12 protein-coding genes and 1 tRNA gene are annotated in these 16602 nt (G+C 61.2%); 5 read left to right on the top strand and 8 right to left on the bottom strand.

Annotated elements, in window-relative coordinates:
• The first annotated feature begins 34 nt into the window (after positions 1-34).
• The 3 genes from ACYU8T_RS08760 to ACYU8T_RS08750 all read left to right on the top strand — a co-directional run bounded on the left by ACYU8T_RS08760 (position 35) and on the right by ACYU8T_RS08750 (position 4137).
• Positions 35-2476, top strand: coding sequence for a TonB-dependent receptor (locus tag ACYU8T_RS08760; RefSeq protein ID WP_461159147.1), 2442 nt, complete (start codon positions 35-37; stop codon positions 2474-2476).
• A 180-nt stretch (positions 2477-2656) separates the two neighbouring features.
• Positions 2657-3424 carry an energy transducer TonB gene (locus tag ACYU8T_RS08755; RefSeq protein ID WP_461159146.1) on the top strand — a complete coding sequence of 256 codons (768 nt, stop codon included), beginning with the start codon at positions 2657-2659 and terminating at the stop codon, positions 3422-3424.
• A gap of 29 nt (positions 3425-3453) precedes the next feature.
• Positions 3454-4137 (top strand): Fe2+-dependent dioxygenase, encoded by a 684-nt coding sequence (locus ACYU8T_RS08750; protein WP_461159145.1) that lies wholly within the window; start codon positions 3454-3456, stop codon positions 4135-4137.
• 10 nt (positions 4138-4147) lie between these two features.
• Here the strand turns inward: ACYU8T_RS08750 and ACYU8T_RS08745 are convergent, their stop codons facing one another.
• The 6 genes from ACYU8T_RS08745 to ACYU8T_RS08720 form a co-directional block, all read right to left on the bottom strand.
• Positions 4148-5020 (bottom strand): FAD:protein FMN transferase, encoded by an 873-nt coding sequence (locus ACYU8T_RS08745; protein WP_461159144.1) that lies wholly within the window; start codon positions 5018-5020, stop codon positions 4148-4150.
• 98 nt (positions 5021-5118) lie between these two features.
• Positions 5119-5955 carry a DUF4198 domain-containing protein gene (locus tag ACYU8T_RS08740; RefSeq protein ID WP_247230369.1) on the bottom strand — a complete coding sequence of 279 codons (837 nt, stop codon included), beginning with the start codon at positions 5953-5955 and terminating at the stop codon, positions 5119-5121.
• Positions 5956-5965: 10 nt separating this feature from the next.
• On the bottom strand, positions 5966-6490 hold the full coding sequence (locus tag ACYU8T_RS08735; RefSeq protein ID WP_461159143.1) for a DUF2271 domain-containing protein: 525 nt from the start codon (positions 6488-6490) through the stop codon (positions 5966-5968).
• A 19-nt stretch (positions 6491-6509) separates the two neighbouring features.
• On the bottom strand, positions 6510-7151 hold the full coding sequence (locus tag ACYU8T_RS08730; protein WP_461159142.1) for a PepSY-associated TM helix domain-containing protein: 642 nt from the start codon (positions 7149-7151) through the stop codon (positions 6510-6512).
• Between the two features lie 330 nt (positions 7152-7481).
• Positions 7482-12152 (bottom strand): NAD-glutamate dehydrogenase, encoded by a 4671-nt coding sequence (locus ACYU8T_RS08725; protein ID WP_461159141.1) that lies wholly within the window; start codon positions 12150-12152, stop codon positions 7482-7484.
• 168 nt (positions 12153-12320) lie between these two features.
• Positions 12321-13595: a PAS domain-containing protein gene (locus ACYU8T_RS08720; RefSeq protein WP_461159140.1), complete on the bottom strand. Its 1275-nt coding sequence runs from the start codon at positions 13593-13595 to the stop codon at positions 12321-12323.
• A gap of 187 nt (positions 13596-13782) precedes the next feature.
• Here ACYU8T_RS08720 and ACYU8T_RS08715 point away from each other — a divergent pair.
• Positions 13783-13858, top strand: a tRNA-Thr gene (locus ACYU8T_RS08715).
• Between the two features lie 129 nt (positions 13859-13987).
• Here ACYU8T_RS08715 and ACYU8T_RS08710 read toward each other — a convergent pair.
• Entirely contained in the window at positions 13988-15322 is a 1335-nt protein-coding gene (locus tag ACYU8T_RS08710; RefSeq protein WP_461159139.1) for a reverse transcriptase domain-containing protein, read from the bottom strand.
• Positions 15220-15450, bottom strand: a complete 231-nt coding sequence (locus tag ACYU8T_RS08705; protein ID WP_461159818.1) for a hypothetical protein — start codon at positions 15448-15450, stop codon at positions 15220-15222. The genes ACYU8T_RS08710 and ACYU8T_RS08705 overlap by 103 nt, the downstream gene beginning before the upstream one ends.
• Positions 15451-16234: 784 nt before the next feature.
• Between ACYU8T_RS08705 and ACYU8T_RS08700 the strand changes: the two genes are divergently transcribed.
• The gene (locus ACYU8T_RS08700) at positions 16235-16594 is read left to right on the top strand and encodes a hypothetical protein (RefSeq protein WP_461159138.1); all 360 of its coding nucleotides are present in this window, start codon (positions 16235-16237) and stop codon (positions 16592-16594) included.
• The last annotated feature ends 8 nt before the right edge of the window (positions 16595-16602 follow it).

Below are 16602 nucleotides of genomic sequence, written 5' to 3'. Positions count from 1 at the left end.
CTCAGCAATTAACGAAGAAGGGGGTTTCTGTTCGATGTCCAGCAGTTCCAAGTCGATCCCGTCATTTTTGGCACTTGGTTGCGTAAGCGCGATCGCCTTTGCGTCTACCGCGCATGCGCAGGATGGTGCCCCGGGCTCGAAGCTAGGTGGGATGACGGTAACGGACACAGCCATCGACGCGTCGGAGGTCAAGGTAGAACGAGCGGAGTCCCCCAAATATGTTCGCCCGTTGCTGGACACGCCGCAGACGATCACGGTGATCAACAAGGAAACGATCCAACAACAAAACCTTCTGACCCTGCGCGACGTACTTTCCACAGTGCCGGGCATCACCTTCGGCGCGGGGGAAGGTGGCTTCGGTTACGGCGATCGCATCATCCTGCGTGGTCAAGACGCCAAAAATGATGTCACGGTTGATGGAGTGCGCTCAGGAGCATTCCTCAACCGCAATGAAGTCTATAATATCGAGCAGGTTGAAGTCACCAACGGCGCGAACTCCGTTATGAACGGTGGCGGGTCTGTGGCCGGAACCATCAACTTGGTTACAAAGCGCCCCCTAGCTGATGACCAGATCATCTTGAATGCCGGAATAGGCACGGATAATTATTACCGGGCGACTGTTGATGCCAATAAGCGTCTTAACGACCTCATCGCTGTTCGCATCAATGCCGTCTATCACGAAAATGACGTGCCTGGCCGTGATGTTGAATATTACAAGCGTTGGGGTATTGCTCCAGCAATTACCATCGGCATCGATGGTCCTACCAGCCTTACGTTGCAGGGCGAATATCTCGACGATGATGCGATGCCTCAATATGGCCTTCGCTACTATCCTGCGCAGGGCGGCATTCTGGATGAATTCGATCGGTCTGGCTATTATGGCTTTGCCAATGTCGATAAGCAGGACAGCACGACTAAGTCGCTGCAAGCGATTTTTAGCCACGCGTTCAATGATAGCTTGAAGATCCGCAATCTGACTCGTTACGAGAAGATCCATCAAGACACGATTACGAGCCAGCCTACGGGGGATTTTTGCTTCTCCTCGAGCCCGGCTCCATGCATCTTCACTCCTTCGACGGGCACAGTCACTGTGCCGCCAGGCTTCTTCATGCCCAATCGCGGCAATGGTCGTGGCAACACGCGCTTTATCAATAACGAGACGGCCTACAATCAGATCGATCTTAGCGCTGATTTTGCGACGGGCGGGATAGAGCACACGCTGGTTCTCGGCGCCTCGGCGCTTTGGGAAAAATATAACCAACTCGCGGGCAACAGCCTTCGTGCGGCCGACGGTACAAACCCATTCGCAATTGCCTATCCGCTCGTAAGCATATCCAATCCGGGCGAAGTGGTGCAGGGCCCCGCAGGCTTTGTCTATGGCAGCAACAACTATGTCGGCCCGTTCAATTTTATCCGCGCTACGCGGACGTTGGGAGAGCAAACAAGCTACGCTGCCTACCTGTTCGATGCTATGAAGTTGACCGATTGGCTCGAGTTCAACGGCGGTATTCGCTATGAGAAGGTGAAAGGCACCAGCAGGACGGTCAGCTTCAATACGACGGCTGGCTCAGCTACTCTGGGTGATCCAACTGGCGTCACTACGCCGGCCAGGGTTGATGATAACCTCTTCTCCTACCGCGCCGGTTTGGTCGTCAAACCGACACCGAACACCAGCCTCTATGTCGCCTATGGCAATTCTAAACTGCCCTCGAAGGCTTCAGTGGACGGTTCGTGTGCCATTGACACAGGCACGGGCGGCGGAAATTGCAATGTGAAGCCTGAAACTACCAAAAATTACGAAATTGGTGTTAAGGCTGATCTGTTCGATGCCAAGCTCCTGCTGACTGCGGCGGCATTCCGTAATGATCGCAATCAGATCAAGGTGCTTTCGGGTGACCCACTGCTGCCGGATCAGGCGACCGATGGTAATCAGCGAGTCGAAGGTATTTCTCTCGGCGCATCGGGCAATATCACCAGTAACTGGACGATCTCTGCGAACTACATGTACCTGAAGAGCAAGATCCGGCAGGGTGTATCGGACTACTGTCTCGATAATCCCGGATCGACCAGCACGACTGCTGGCAATTGCGCAAACAGCTTGGCTTTTCCTGATCCTACCCGCGGGTATGCGCTCACCAACACCCCCAAGCACTCTGGCAGCCTGTTCACAACCTATCGCTTCGACTTCGGCTTGGAACTGGGCTACGGCATCACTTACCAGGGTAAGTTCCTGCTGAACCAACCTACTCTCGCGCAACTTACTGCTGGCACCTATGTCGGCTACTATGTGCCAAGCTACACCATTCACCGGTTCATGGCGAATTACCCCATCACCGAAAATCTTAAGGCGCAGCTCAACGTCCAGAACTTCACCAATGAAAAATATGTGACGACGGTGCGCAACAATGTGAACGGTAGCTGGGCGCAGCCTGCTCCGACCCGTTCGGCGGTGCTCAGCCTAAACTATACTTTCTAACCCTGCGAAAATCCCCCGGCCCCTTGTCCCTTGCCGGGGGAAAGGGCGGGTGGCGATGCACTCCTCTCCTCGGGTCGCCACCCGCCTGACCTTAAGAAAAGAGAGGTGTGCGATTGATTCGCATTAGAACCCGCGCTATGTGCTTCGTCCGCAGGCAGTAGCCATAAAAGGGGAATGGGCATGCTTGGTGCGGCCGAACGGTTCATTGCAGATGATATCGCACCCGCTACTTTCCCGTCGGATGCTCCCCATCTTCTCCCACGTACTAGGCTAGATGAGGTTACGGCGGTTCCGGGACCCCGCTACGGCGAGCGGCGGTCGATCAATCTTCCTGCTGTTTTGCTCATCATTCTCGTACATGGCATTCTCATTTTCGTCCTGATGCAGGCGCGGCAACATGCTCAGCGCGTGCGGGAGACCCGCCTTTCCGTCGTTAACCTGATGCCGCCTCCGCCCCCGCCCGCCGATGACACTCCACCACCACCACCTTCAGCACCGCAAGTGGTAGCTCCGCCGCCTCTGGTGCACGTCCCGATGCCGCCGGTGCCGATCGCCACGACACCTGAGCCGACACCCGTCCGGGCTCCCGTGGTCCCTGTCATCGGCCCCGCTCCGGCTACCGTCGTCTCATCTGCTCCGGCTGCGCCCAGCACCGTGCAAGGTGGGGATCTCGCGACGCAGATGGTGTCTGGCAAGCCACCTCGCTATCCGATCGAGAGCCGCCGCAAGCGCGAGCAGGGGACGGTGTTGTTGGCCTTGACCTTGGGGATCGATGGCGCGGTCGAGAGCCTGACCATTGCCCAGAGCAGCGGCTTTTCACGCCTGGATGCGGCTGCGCGTGACGCAGTTCGGACATGGCGCTGGAAACCGACAATCCGCGATGGGCAGCCCGTCAAAGTAAAGGGCTTGGTGGAAATTCCCTTCGTCCTGCGCACCGAAGGCGCCTGACCCCAGAACTGTTCAACAGAGTTTTCGATATGCTCACCGTCATTCCCGACCTGCTCGATGCTGCACACGTGGAGCGCACACGCGCGCTGATTGGGCAAGCGCAGTGGATCGACGGCAATGTGACGTCGGGCCATCAATCGGCGCTCGCCAAGCGCAACATGCAATTGCCCGAAGATGCGCATGAAGCTCAGCAGGCGGGGCAGATCATCTTGGAGGCGTTGGGGCGCTCGCCGCTTTTTATCGCTGCTGCATTGCCACTCAAGATATTCCCCCCGCTGTTCAACAGCTATGAAGGCGGGCAGGCGTTTGGCGTTCATGTGGATAACGCCGTGCGGGTGCAGGCGGGGACCGGCTTCACGGTCAGGTCGGACCTATCGATCACGGTCTTCCTGGAAGACCCGCACAGCTATGATGGCGGCGAATTGACTATCGAGACGAATTTCGGCGTGCAGCAGGTGAAGCTCCCGGCAGGGCATGCGGTTTTGTACCCTTCGTCGTCGCTTCATCGCGTGGAGGCGGTTACGCGCGGGCGGCGAACCGCTAGCTTCTTCTGGATACAGTCGATGGTCCGGGACGATTCGGCGCGTCAGATGATGTTTGACTTGGACAGCAGCATACAGGCTCTCGCCGTCGATCTTGGCCATGACAATGCCCAAGTGATCCGGTTGACGGGCGTCTATCACAATCTGCTGCGGCGATGGGCAGACGCATGAAGTGGCTTGGCTAATCAAGCATCGAAGCCAGGGCAGGCGTCATATACTCCGTGGCGCCATCGCACGCGCGGAGAATGAGGCGGGCGGCGACATCATGACGCGTCGCCAATGCCATGCCACGCTCATGCCCCAAAATCGTGATCGCAGTTGCCCAAGCGTCAGCCAGCATAGCGCTTTCGTGCAAGGCCGTGACAGACGCGACATTATTGCCGATCGGCCTGCCAGTTGACGGGTCGATGCTGTGAGACAAATGCGTCTCGTTCTCTGCGCGGAAACGAACATAGTCGCCTGACGTAGCTACAGAAAGGCCGCACAAGGCGATGCGGAGAATGGGCACTGAGAGACGCGGCGGCGCCTCGACATCGACCCACCAGGGCTGGTGATGGGGCTTAAATCCTTCGCCGCGCAGTTCCCCCCCGATCTCGACCAGAAAATGCCGGGCGCCTAGATCGCGGAGGGCTTCTGCCACCGCGTCGACTGCAAAACCCTTGGCTATTCCAGAGAAGTCCAGCTTCACGTCAGCCAGGCGGCGAGCGCTCTGATCGGCGATCTCGATCATGGTCCATGGTGCGAGATGAGCAGGCACTATCTCAGGGCCTGTGATGCCTGAGGGGCCGAAACCCCACCGTTCAACCATCTGTCCGAGGGCCGGGTCGAACGCACCGCCGGACAATCGCGCCATAGCCAATCCGGCCGTGAGAACCGTCATCATGTCTGACGGCAGCGTCGTCCAAGCCCCGATCGGCAATGCGTTGAAGCGGCTGATGTCGGAATCTGCTTCCCAGTTGCTCATCTGCGCTATGATGCGCGCGAGAACGTCTTCGATCGCGCTTAGGCAGCCCGGCGGAGCATCGACAATCCGGGCCGACCAGCTTGTGCCCATGGTCGGCCCGGAAAGCTCTGTAATGTACCCCGTTCCATCCCGCTGAGCCGAAGGAGGCTGTGGAGGCGGAATGTCAGGGATGGCGACGCGAATGCCGGTCAGGGGGCCAGCACTTCCAAGGTGGTGACATAGGAGGCGCGGCGCGGTGCCGGAGTGGCGGGCGATGCCGCCTGTGCGCCTTCGCCACCTTCGCGATTTCCGCCTACTGAGGCATTCAACCAGTACATGCCAGGCTGTGGCCAGTTGATCGAAACTTTTCCGTCCTTGCCGGTGACCAGATCCTGCTGGCCCAACGTGTCACGGTAACGGATGCCGCCGGGGATCACTGTTACCTTAAGGTCTGCAGCGGGCTTCCCATCGACGAGGAACTGGAAGGTCGCCGCCTCGCCTGCGACCAAATCGTTCGGATGGGTGACGGGCACCAATTCTATGCCAACGCCGGTCGGCTTGAATATCGTAGTGGTAGGCGCTCCCAGCGTGAGGAAAATCTCGTTGCGGTTGGAAGCCTCGACTGTCTGGACATTGGTGGCTCCCGCCGGGATGGCCGCCGACAGCTTGTCCTTGGTTGTGCCGCGGGGCAGGCGCTTCACCTCACCGTTCAAGGTGTAGCTGCCCATGATGCCCGTCGAGACGCTGGCGACGCGATACGTGCCGGGCTGCGTCAGGTGAACATCGAAGGTGGAGCGATATTTGCCAGTCGCGGCGTTTTCGATCTTGCCAGCCGATCCATCGGGCTGCGTCACTGCGACGGCATCGGTGCGCATCGGCATATGTTCGAAGTAAAAGAGGTCGTTCGATACCGCAGCGTCGACAGTGACCCAGCTGTCCGTGCCGGACAAGGTGGTCGAGGACGGCAACATCCACTGGCGGTGCGCGTGGGCGCTTGTGGCCATCAACGCAGTGAGGGTCGCTGCGATCAGATATTTGGCTTTCATCGGAATCCCCTTATTTGCTGACGCTGAGGCTGACCTGCCCCAATTCGTTATTGCCCTTTGCGCGGACCACAGTGCCGGGCTTTGCCGGCCAGGTGAATGGCAAGCGGAGCAGTTCGCGGCCGCCGACTTCGCGGGCGGCCTCTACGACGAGCGTGTAGTTGCCGGGTGTGAGTTGGCCGAGCGGGCCTTTGCCCGCGGTGAAGGCGACCTTTTGGTCACCCGGAGCGCGTGTGGCGCCGGTGATGCCGTCGGCGGGAACTTTGAGCGACCGTCCGGAGACGCGCCACCATTGGCGGATGTCGCGGAGCCATTTGGTGCCTTCGCCCTTTGCCTTGTCGACATCATACCAGACCGACAGGGTGCGCGGGGTGGCGCCTTCCTTTTCCAGCCAGATGGCGACGTAGGGGCGGTGATATTCGGCGACGGAGAGGCGCGGGATAGCGACGTTGACATTCAGCGTCTGGGCGGTGGCGGGGATGGCGGCCGCGCCGAAGGCGGCGCTGCTGCCAAGAATGAGTTTGTAGCGGCTTTGCATTGGCTGCTGGTCCCCTGAATTAATGAAGGAAGAGAAGAATTAAAAGCGTTGGGATAATGAGGCCTGCTCCTACCAGGGGCCAGGTGCTCGGGCGCTTGGCAGCGTGGAGCTGGAGGAGGAGAAGGCCGGTCATTGCGAAGACGAAACAAGCGACGGCGAAGATGTCGATGAACCATTTCCAGGCAGTGCCGGTGTTGCGGCCCTTGTGGAGGTCATTGAGATAGCTGATCCAGCCGCGGCTGGTGCTTTCGCTGGTCACAGCGCCGCTTTGCCGGTCGATCGAGACCCAGCCGTCGCCGCCGGGGCGGGGGAGGGCAAGGTAGATCTCGTCGGCGGACCATTCCGCATCCCCCGCAGCGCGAGCGCCGATTTCCTTTTCGACCCAGGCGGCGACAGGCGCGGGGAGGGGCTTTTTGCTGTCGGCCTGGTTGTCCGGAGCCACCTGCTTCAGGAGCGGGGCGGGCAGGGTCGCGGACTTTTCCACGGTCTGCGGCGATCCTTCGACGTCGGCGGCATGGTTGAGCGTGATGCCGGTGAAGGCGAAGAGCAGGAGGCCGATGAGGCTGATCGCGGAACTGATCCAATGCCAGCTGTGCAGCTGCTTCAGCCAGAAGGTCTTCTTCTTTTTCTTCTGCTGCTGAAGGTGAACGGGGGCATGCATGGGATGGATCGGTCCTGATGATGAGGTGGACCGGATAACGCGAACGACTCGCAATTGCAAACGGGGAGAGAGGGTAAATTGTATTAAAGTGTATGGGTTGGTGCGAGTTTTTGGGTTGGTTATTGGGGTTTAGAGTTGGAGAGGAAGCGGGACCCCGGATCAGGTCCGGGGTGACGAGCTTTGGGCATGATATCCCGGCGTTGGCTTACGCCGCCGTTCGGGTCGCTGGATGACGGTGACGGTGATGGGGCACCAAGAGGCACGAGATCCCAGCTTTCGCTGGGATGACGAGGTAAGGCGGGAGAGAGGGCGAAGATGGGTGAACGAGGTTTAGCGGCCCAGCAGCCCCCGTGCCTGGCCCGCTATTTCGGCGAGCATGGCGACGTTGGGGGCAGCTGCGGCCTTGGCGCGTTGGACAAGGGCGCGGAACTGGGTGATGCGGGGCTGTTTTTCGGCGAGCCATGCATCGACATGGGCTATGATGTCCTTGCCGTTCTTCTTGCCGCCCTGTTCGAGGAAGTCGAGCCGGACCTGCTGCATGTCGCGGGCGACGCCGGAAATGAGCAGCCTTTCCCACGGGTCGCTGGGCGACATGCGGGCGGCGGTCGATTGGACCCAGTCGATGCCGACCGCTTCGCCCAAATGGGTGAAGGCGCGGGTGAGCGCGACTTCGTCGACCTTCAACTGCCCGGCAAGGGCGGCGATGCCGACCGCGCCATCGAGCTTGAAGAGACCGGCGGTGCGGCGCACGAGATCCTCCGGCGCGCCGAGGGTGGCCAGGCGATCGACAACGGCATTGGTGCGGCGCAAGGCTTCGCTGGTGAGGAGGCCGTCAACCTCCCGCGCGAGCTTTTCGACGCCCTTGGCAAGCAGCGCGTGACCTGCGCCGGGCAGTGTTCCTGCGGGCAGACTGCGCAATATGTCGGCGATCTGTGTGCGTACGCCGATGGCGACATCGGCGAACAGCGCGAGGCGGGCGCTCTCCGACATGGCGGTGGCGTCGATATCGGCCCAGAGGGTGCCGATGTCATAGAGCCGCTCTGCGATCAGGAAGGCGCTGGCGAGGTCGGCCAGCGAGCAGCCTTCCTCTTCGGCCAGTTCAAAAGGGTGGATGAGGCCGAGCCGGTTGACGATGCGGTTGGCGACCTTTGTCGCGACAATCTCCCTGGCGAGCGTATGCGCCGCGATCGCATCCCCTTCCTTCTTCTGCATGGCAGGGGGGAAGGCGGCGGCAAGTTCAGGCCCCATGCTGGGATCAAGGGCGAGTTGCCCCTGTTCGATCGAATCCTGAAGCGCGAGCTTGGCGGTGGACAGGAGCACGGCGAGTTCGGGGCGGGTAAGGCCTAGGCCGTCCTGCCCACGCCGGAGCAGCACATCGTTCGCGGCGAGCCCTTCGACCTGCCGGTCGAGGCGGCCGCTTTCCTCGAATGTTTCGATCAGCCGGACATAGCTGGCAAGGTCGGCCGCGCCCCCGCTTTCGGCGATGGAAAGGCCAAGCACCTGGAGCCGGTTATCTTCCAGCACGATGTCGGCCACGGCGTCGGTCATGCTTTCTAGCAGCTTGTTGCGCGCGTCGAACGTCAGGCGGCCTTCGGCCATCTCCTTGTTCAGCGCGATCTTGATGTTCACTTCATTGTCCGAGCAATCGACGCCCGCCGAATTGTCGATGAAGTCTGTGTTGATGCGCCCGGCACGCAGCGAGAAGGCGATGCGGGCCGCCTGGGTGACGCCGAGATTGGCCCCTTCACCGACGACCTTGACGCGCAATTCCTCTGCATTGACGCGCAGGCGATCATTGGCGGGATCGCCGACTTCGCCATGGCTCTGCGCCGCCGCCTTCACATAGGTGCCGATGCCGCCAAACCATAGAAGGTCCGCAGGGCTTTTGAGGATCGCGCCAATGAGGGCGGTTGGCTCCATCTCCGTATCCGTGACGCCGAGGATCGCCTGAACCTGAGGCGTCAGAGTGATGCTTTTCAGGGTGCGCGGGAAGACTCCGCCGCCCTTTGAGATCAGCGACTTGTCATAATCGTCCCAACTCGACCGGGGCAGCTGGAACAGGCGGTTACGCTCCTCCCAGCTTTTCGCCGGGTCGGGATCGGGATCGAGGAAGATGTGGCGATGGTCGAAAGCGGCGAGCAGCCGGATCGACTTCGACAGCAGCATGCCGTTGCCGAACACGTCGCCCGACATGTCGCCACAGCCGACGACGGTGACGGGCTCGCTTTGCACATCGATGCCCATTTCGGCAAAATGCCGCCGAACGCTGATCCAGGCGCCGCGCGCGGTGATGCCCATCGCCTTGTGATCATAGCCGTGCGATCCGCCGCTGGCGAAAGCATCCCCCAGCCAGAAATCATGGTCGAGCGCGATGGCGTTGGCGACGTCGCTGAAGGTCGCCGTGCCCTTGTCCGCCGCGACGACGAAATAAGGATCGTCGCCGTCATGGATGACGACCCGAGCAGGATGGCGGACCTTGCCCTTCACGATATTGTCGGTGACGGACAGCAGCGCGCGGATGAAGATGCGGTAGCTTTCGGTGCCTTCCGCCATCCAGGCGTCGCGATCGACTTGCGGATTGGGAAGCTGCTTGGGATAGAAGCCGCCCTTTGCGCCGGTGGGCACGATGACGGCATTCTTCACCCGCTGCGCCTTCATGAGACCAAGGATTTCCGTACGGAAGTCGTCGCGCCGGTCCGACCAGCGCAGGCCGCCACGGGCGATCGGCCCCGCGCGCAGGTGAATGCCCTCGACGCGGGGGGAGTAGACCCAGATTTCGCGCCAGGGAAGGGGAGCGGGAAGGCCAGGCACTTGCGCACAGTCGAGCTTGAAGGCGAGCGCTTCGGCGGCGGCTTCGCTGAAGAAATTGGTGCGCAGCGTCGCGGTGATGACGGCGCGCAGCAGGCGCAGTACCCGGTCCTCGTCGATGGCGCTGACCTTTTCAAGGCCAGCGGTGATCGCCGCCTGCGCCTGTTCGGCGCGGGCGGGACCATCCTTCACGGCCGGATCATGCAGGGCCTCGAACAGGGTGACGAGTTGGCGGGCGATGTCCTGTTCCCGCCGCAGCGTTTCGGCAAAGGTCGCCATGCCATAGGCCATGCCGGTCTGGCGGAGGTAGCGGAACAGCGCGCGGAAGAGCACGACGGCGTGCGGCGCGAGGCCCGCCGTTACGATCAACTCATTGAAGCGGTCATTTTCAGCCCGGCCCTCCAGCACCTGGGCGATGGCTTCCGTGACGACCGAGGCGCGGGCGACGACCGCGTCGCCGCTGCCGCCCGGCGGGAGTTCCAGAACGAAGCGCTGCACATGGCCCTGCGCGCCACCATCGACCGCCGTCGTCATTTCGTCGATCACGCGGAAGCCGAAATTCTCGAAAGCCGGGACGACTTCGGACAGCGCGATGACATCGTGGCTGTAAAGCTTCAGGCGCAGTTGTTCGGGTCTATCCTCGCCATTGCGGTAGATGCGGATCGACTTGTCGCCGGGACCGCCCAGGCCGTGGAGCAGGCGAATGTCGATCGCCGCTTCGGAAGGGCCAGCACCATTGCGGTACGCCATGGGAAAGCCGGGCGCATAGCGTTGGGCGAGCGCAGCAGCGCGGCCCGGCTCTTCGGTATCGGCGAGAGCTTCCTCGACGGCGGGGACCCAGCCGCGCACCATCTGCTTCAATTGCCGGTCGAGCGGGGCTTCGTCGGGCACGACGCCGCCATCGCGCAGGTCGAGGGTGATGCGTAAGAGCGCGAGTCCGCTTTCTTCAAGCGCGATCGACCAGCTGAGCACCGGCGCGTTGGCGGCCTGCGAAAGCATGTCCTGCACCGCCAGGCGGCGGGCTGTGCTGAGTTCGTCACGCGGCAGCCAGGCGAAGGCATAGAGATGCCGGGCAAGCGCGCTGGTGCCGAGCGCCAGTTTTGGACGCGGACGATCGGTCAGCGACATGAAGGTGAGCGCCAGCCGTTCCAGCGTTTCATGATCGAAGCCGATCAATATGTCATGCGGCAGGGCAGTGAGCGCGTGGACCAGCACCTTGCCCGCATGGCCACCCGGATCGAAGCCGAACTTGTCCATCAGCGCCGACAGGGCGGAGCGGAGCAGCGGCACCTTGTCGGGGCTGGCGGACAGCGCCGCGCTGGTCCACATGCCGGCATGGATGGACAGGGCGACGACCTGTTTCCCTTCGCGCGCCGGCACGATGATGAGGTCGAGCAGAACGGCGCGGTGGACGCGCGACAAGATGTTCGATTTGATGATGAGCGGGTTGCGGCGGCCTTCCTCGAACCAGGTGAAGGCTGCTTCAAGCGAGGCGGGCGACAGCAGCGGCGCGTCGCCGAGCGAACATATACCGAGCCGATCGTCTGCCCGGCCGTCACGATGGCGGACTTCATGCCCGGTCTGGGTGAAATGGCGGGCAAGGAACCAGCGGAGCAGCGCCGCGCCTTCGCCATCGGGGATCGCGTCTGCATCCCGGCTCATGGCTTCGCGCATCCGCGGCCAGTCGGCGACGGCGATGCGGACATCGGCCAGCGTATCGCGCAGCGCCTTTTCCAGTGCGCGGCGGCCCTTCGCATCGACGCGGTCCGCTTCGATATAGATCATGGATTCGCGGCGGGCGCCGGGGGCTTCGTCGTCCAGGATGGCGCCGAGCCTGCCGCCGTCCGCGCGATCGACCGACAGGACCGGGTGCAGCAGGCGGTAGATGGTGATGTCATGGGCGGCGAGCGCGTTGGCGATCGAATCCACCAGGAACGGCATGTCGTCATTGACGATCGCGATGCGCATGTAGCGCCCGGTTGCGCCTTCGCCCAGCGTTTCGATGGCGATGGCGAGCTGGCCGGACCTGCGGACGTCAGCGGCGCGGGCGAGGAAGGTGGCGGCGGCGGTCGCCGCGTCATGACCGAAATCGTCGCTCTCGCCCGGGAGCGCGCCCCGTTCCAGCGCGGCCTCAAGTGCCTTGCGGATCGATGCGTCTACCTGGCCGGACTTCGGCTCGGACAATGCCGTCATGCGTAACCCTCTTCCCGCTGCGGCTGTTGCCGCTTTGCCTGAACGGAGAAGGCGCTGGAACGTTGCCGCGCGACTCTCCGGCTGGCCTTAGGTTATGCGCCAGGGTTTGGAGCGGCTCAACCGGAATGGTAAGAAAATTACATTTGGCCGAAATAAAATGATCCGGCCTTATGCTGCCGCGGCGACGATGACTCGCTGGCCAAGGTCCAATCCGTCGGGCAGCGCGCCAACGATGGCGAGGCTGCCGTCCGCTTCCCGCCGGGCGACGACGACGGCGAGGCCGTCTTCATCAGTTGGGATCGCGATGGGATCGAGGGGCGCAGCCGCCTTCATCGCGGCGCGGGCGGTTTGGCGCGGATCCTTTGCGGCGGGCAGGACGGCGCGGCGCTGGGCGCGTTCGTCGCGGATCAGGGCCTTGAGGCCGCCGGGATATGCGCCGAGATAGTCGCCAAGCGCGCCGAGGCCGAGCCCCGCGCTCTTCGCATGCTCAAGCGCGGTCGCATATTCGGTGATGCGGGTCTTGTCATAGGTGGAGCCGAAGACCAGCTTCACCACGGCGGTAAGCGGGCTGCGGGCCTGGGCTTTGATACCGGCGTCGGCCAGCATCTCCGCATAATCTGCCGGCGACGCCTCGCTCATCAGCGCGAAGTCATAGGCAAGGCCGATGGCGCGGTAGAGGGCGCTGTGGGTGCGGGCTTCGCTGGTGCGGGCCTGCTCCGCCCCATCGCGGGCGAGGGCGAGCCAGTCGGCAAGCGGCGCGTCCTGGCCCGGGCTTTCCATGCCGGACAGGTCGAGCGTGTCTTCATCCTCGCCCGCCGCAGGACCGTCGGCCCAGATCGGCGCGACCGCATGCGGCGCGGCGCTGCTGCGCAGGGCGGCATCGACCTCGCGGCCTAACTCGTCAGCGAAGGCCTGGCTCGCCAGTTCCTTCCAGCTGATGACGCCGAAGACGAAATCAATCGTCTCGCCATCCGAGGAGAAGGGCATGAGGATGCCGCGATAGAGTATCTCGGCGCCCCGCTGATTGACGAACCCTGCCTCGAACCCGATCGGCGCGGCGTTGGCGATGATCTGCAGATAATGATCCGTCAGGCGTGACAGCAGCGAGCGCGACGGGACGTCGTTGATGAACTGGATCGACCCGGTGACCTCGCACTCCCGGCGGAGCGCGGTGCCGAGATAGACGACGGCGGGATTGTCTAGCCCGGTGCTGAAATCGAGAAGCACGCTGTTCGGGCCAAAATCCTCCAGCTGATCGGGTGACAAATCCTCGATCGAAGGAAGCGCGCGGTCCCCAAGCAGGGACGCCCAATAATTATAGGCACGCACCTGCATGCGCCGCTCATCGGAGCCGACCTCGCTCGGCGGTTCGATCGCGCCATTGTCGGCATAGTCGAAATCATCCTGATCGCTGGAGATTTCCTGCCCCCGCAGAGTGTCCATCCGGCTGGTCCTAACCCAGAAGAAAAGCTTTCCTGAGACTCGACATTGCCATGGGATGGTAAACATGCCGTGAAGAAGGCGGCGGCCGATGAGGGAGCGGCGAAGGAGCATGTCTGCAAAGATGATGCGCGAAGATGCAATGCCCGCTTGTCCTGCGCACCAACCGCTGTTATCTGGCCCACCCAACGCCGCTTTAGCTCAGTTGGTAGAGCACATCATTCGTAATGATGGGGTCACGTGTTCGAGTCACGTAAGCGGCACCATCGCATTGGCCTTATCGGCCGGTCTTTCCCTACTGAAAGCGCTTTGAGATGGGTCCGCCGTGGGTTCTCACTGGGAAGCGCTTTGGGCTTATGATTCGGCGAAATGACGCCAGCGCACCTTCAGCCCGGTCATGCAGAACTACCCATTCGCGCGATACCGAGCGCTTGAACGCGCAAGCTGCTTCCCAGAGGCGTGGAGCAATTTAAGAACTGCTCAAAATCGCGCACTCTTCTAGCGATCCATTGGTCCAGGCTTTCGAACGTAGTGGGGCAGGTTGCGCTTTGAAACGAACTTTTCCACCCCATTGTTGTTCGATCAATGGCAACCAAAGTTTCTGAAAATGTCTTGTCGTAAGCCGTTAAACGCCTACCCTTCTTAACCTTCTCGATAGTTGCCTGTCCTGAATGTATCAGTCGATCGATGGAGTCGCGGAGCCGCTCCTGCGCTGCGTCGCTTGGTCGATATTTGCCAGGGATCAGTTTGTAACCCAAAAAGTCGTGGCCTTCTGAGACGTGGCCCGCAAACGCCTTGCGAGGGTGCAGCGCCGGATCATAGATTCCCATCCCCAGCTGTTCCAGCATCCTCCGCGCTTTCTCCATACCTTTTTCGACATTCAGCCGACGCCGCCCAAGCACGAGAAAATCGTCAATGTAGCGGATACAAACCAGACCGCGATCGGCGGCGTTCAGTTCTTTGTCGAAGTCACGAAGGACGATGTTTCCGGCCAACGCGGAAAGCGGGCATCCCTGTGCTACCCCTAGTTCATCAGTGGGAAATAGAGAAAGATCCTCTGGAGGCAGATCGGCGGCATTCGATAATTCGACAGTCAATGCCCGTTCGAACAGATCGACGAACTCGCTGTCTGCGCCCTCTCGGCGTACAAACTCGACAACCTGCGGCTTGGGTATTTTAGTGAAGAAGCTGGCGATGTCCGATCCAGCAAGGTGGCATTTTCCGTTGGCTACGTGCTCATCGAACATGGCAATCGCTGAGTCTACGCCACGGCCTGGAATTCCGCCGATCGATGTTGGTGTGCTTAGTATGTCTTGTATCCCAACCATTGACTTAGCCGTTTGCAAGACATCTAGGATTGCCCGTTGAACGATGCGATCTGGAAGGGGTGCCACCAAAATAGGTCGTATACCCGCCTTGCCGTTACCTTTCGGCGGAGTTGCGGCATAAGCTTTGTCGAATGCATATCCCTCATGCAGCCGCTTTTGCAGCTTGCGCAGGTTGGCCGGTAAATCTCGGCCGAAAGCCTGGGCCTCGTCCCTCGTGGATTTTGTCTTAGATGTTTCCGCGTTCCGTCGGATTGCATGCCACGCGCGGAGCAATACAGCACCGGATCGGACGTAAGGCGTCAATTCATGGTGCGCGCTAGCTTGGGGTCTCGCCAACAAAAATCTCCCCCGGCCAACGGGCGTACCCCGACAAACACGTTTGCCGAAGCCTCGACATGCCACGCGATGCCAGTGGCAACGCGCTCGCCACCCGGTTCATCCCCCGCACCCCAATGGGGCCAAGCCAGAACCAGAGCAATCAGCACAATGACAGAACCGAGCATGTTCAGATACCAGCTCATTTCCGCCATCCGGCTTCCGCGTCCCTGCAAAGAATTACCCCCCACCAGCTTAGCAGCTTTTTGGGGATGTCAACCCGTTGCGCGGCGCTGCGCTCCGGCGGAGACTTAAGTTCGGAGGCTGTTAGGCGAGCCGTACTAGACGGAATACCAGCCTCACACATCGTCGCCGGGGCGTGCGGGCGTCCGTCACAGCGTACCCCGACAAACACGTTTGCCGAAGCCTCGACATGCCACGCGATGCCAGTGGCAACGCGCTCGCCACCCGGTTCATCCCCCGCACCCCAATGGGGCCAAGCCAGAACGAGTAGCTCGGAAGCAGAAGCTTTGTAGAAGACACTCCATATCAAGGCAATAGCAGCAATCGGGGGGCAATCCCGCACATTTCACAACGCGGAAAAATCAGCATCTTATATGAACAGGCGAAATCAAACGCCTATTGCGAAGCTGCTCTAATCCCGCCAGAAAAGCTCTGCCTTCCGTGAAAGCCGGAGGGTGGGGCGTAGGAACCCCTTTTCAGAGAACTCGGTCGCCAGAATACGGAGGCCGGGTGGCATGCGCGCATGTCCAGCCGGTAACGGTAAAGGCGCATGCGCCTGCTCTCTGATCAGGTTCCTAACATCCGGCTTAGGCCGTCGCTCCAAGAGGTACATAGGGGTGACACGAGGTTGAAGCCGAAGGTCGCTCTTCCAAGTGTGAGGGGGCGAGCAGTGAAACATCAACAGCAATAGCGATGCTGCCTGTTCAGCCGTGCCCGGTGGGTTCGGCTCCATCACCTCATGCAAATGGAAAACTCATGAAGAAAATCATGCCCGCACTGTGCCTGGCGATCCTTTCTGCCTGCACCACGCCCGCCGATGTCTCGAAGCCTTTGACAGCTGGCGGTGACAAGAACGCGAAGTTCGACATCAAGAATACTGCCAGTGGCTTCACCGTCGATCTGCGTTACTCTCGCTATCAGTTTATCCCAGAGGCTGGTGCCCTTCTGACAGCCTGCCGGTCTATCGTCATCGCACGGGTGGAAGAAGAGGCGAAGGTGAGGGGCCGCGCAATCAAGCCGATCGATGAGCAAGCCGTTCGTGTCTCGGTTGGCCGAAATATACTGAGTGGCCGGACAGCTTGCCGGGCGTTCGTGGAAGCGGTCTGGAACAGCTGAGGTCGTCC

The sequence above is a fragment of the Sphingobium sp. TomMM35A genome (assembly GCF_054771735.1).
The sequence above is the reverse complement of the archived record's forward strand: the minus strand, read 5'-3'. Positions and strand labels throughout refer to the sequence as shown.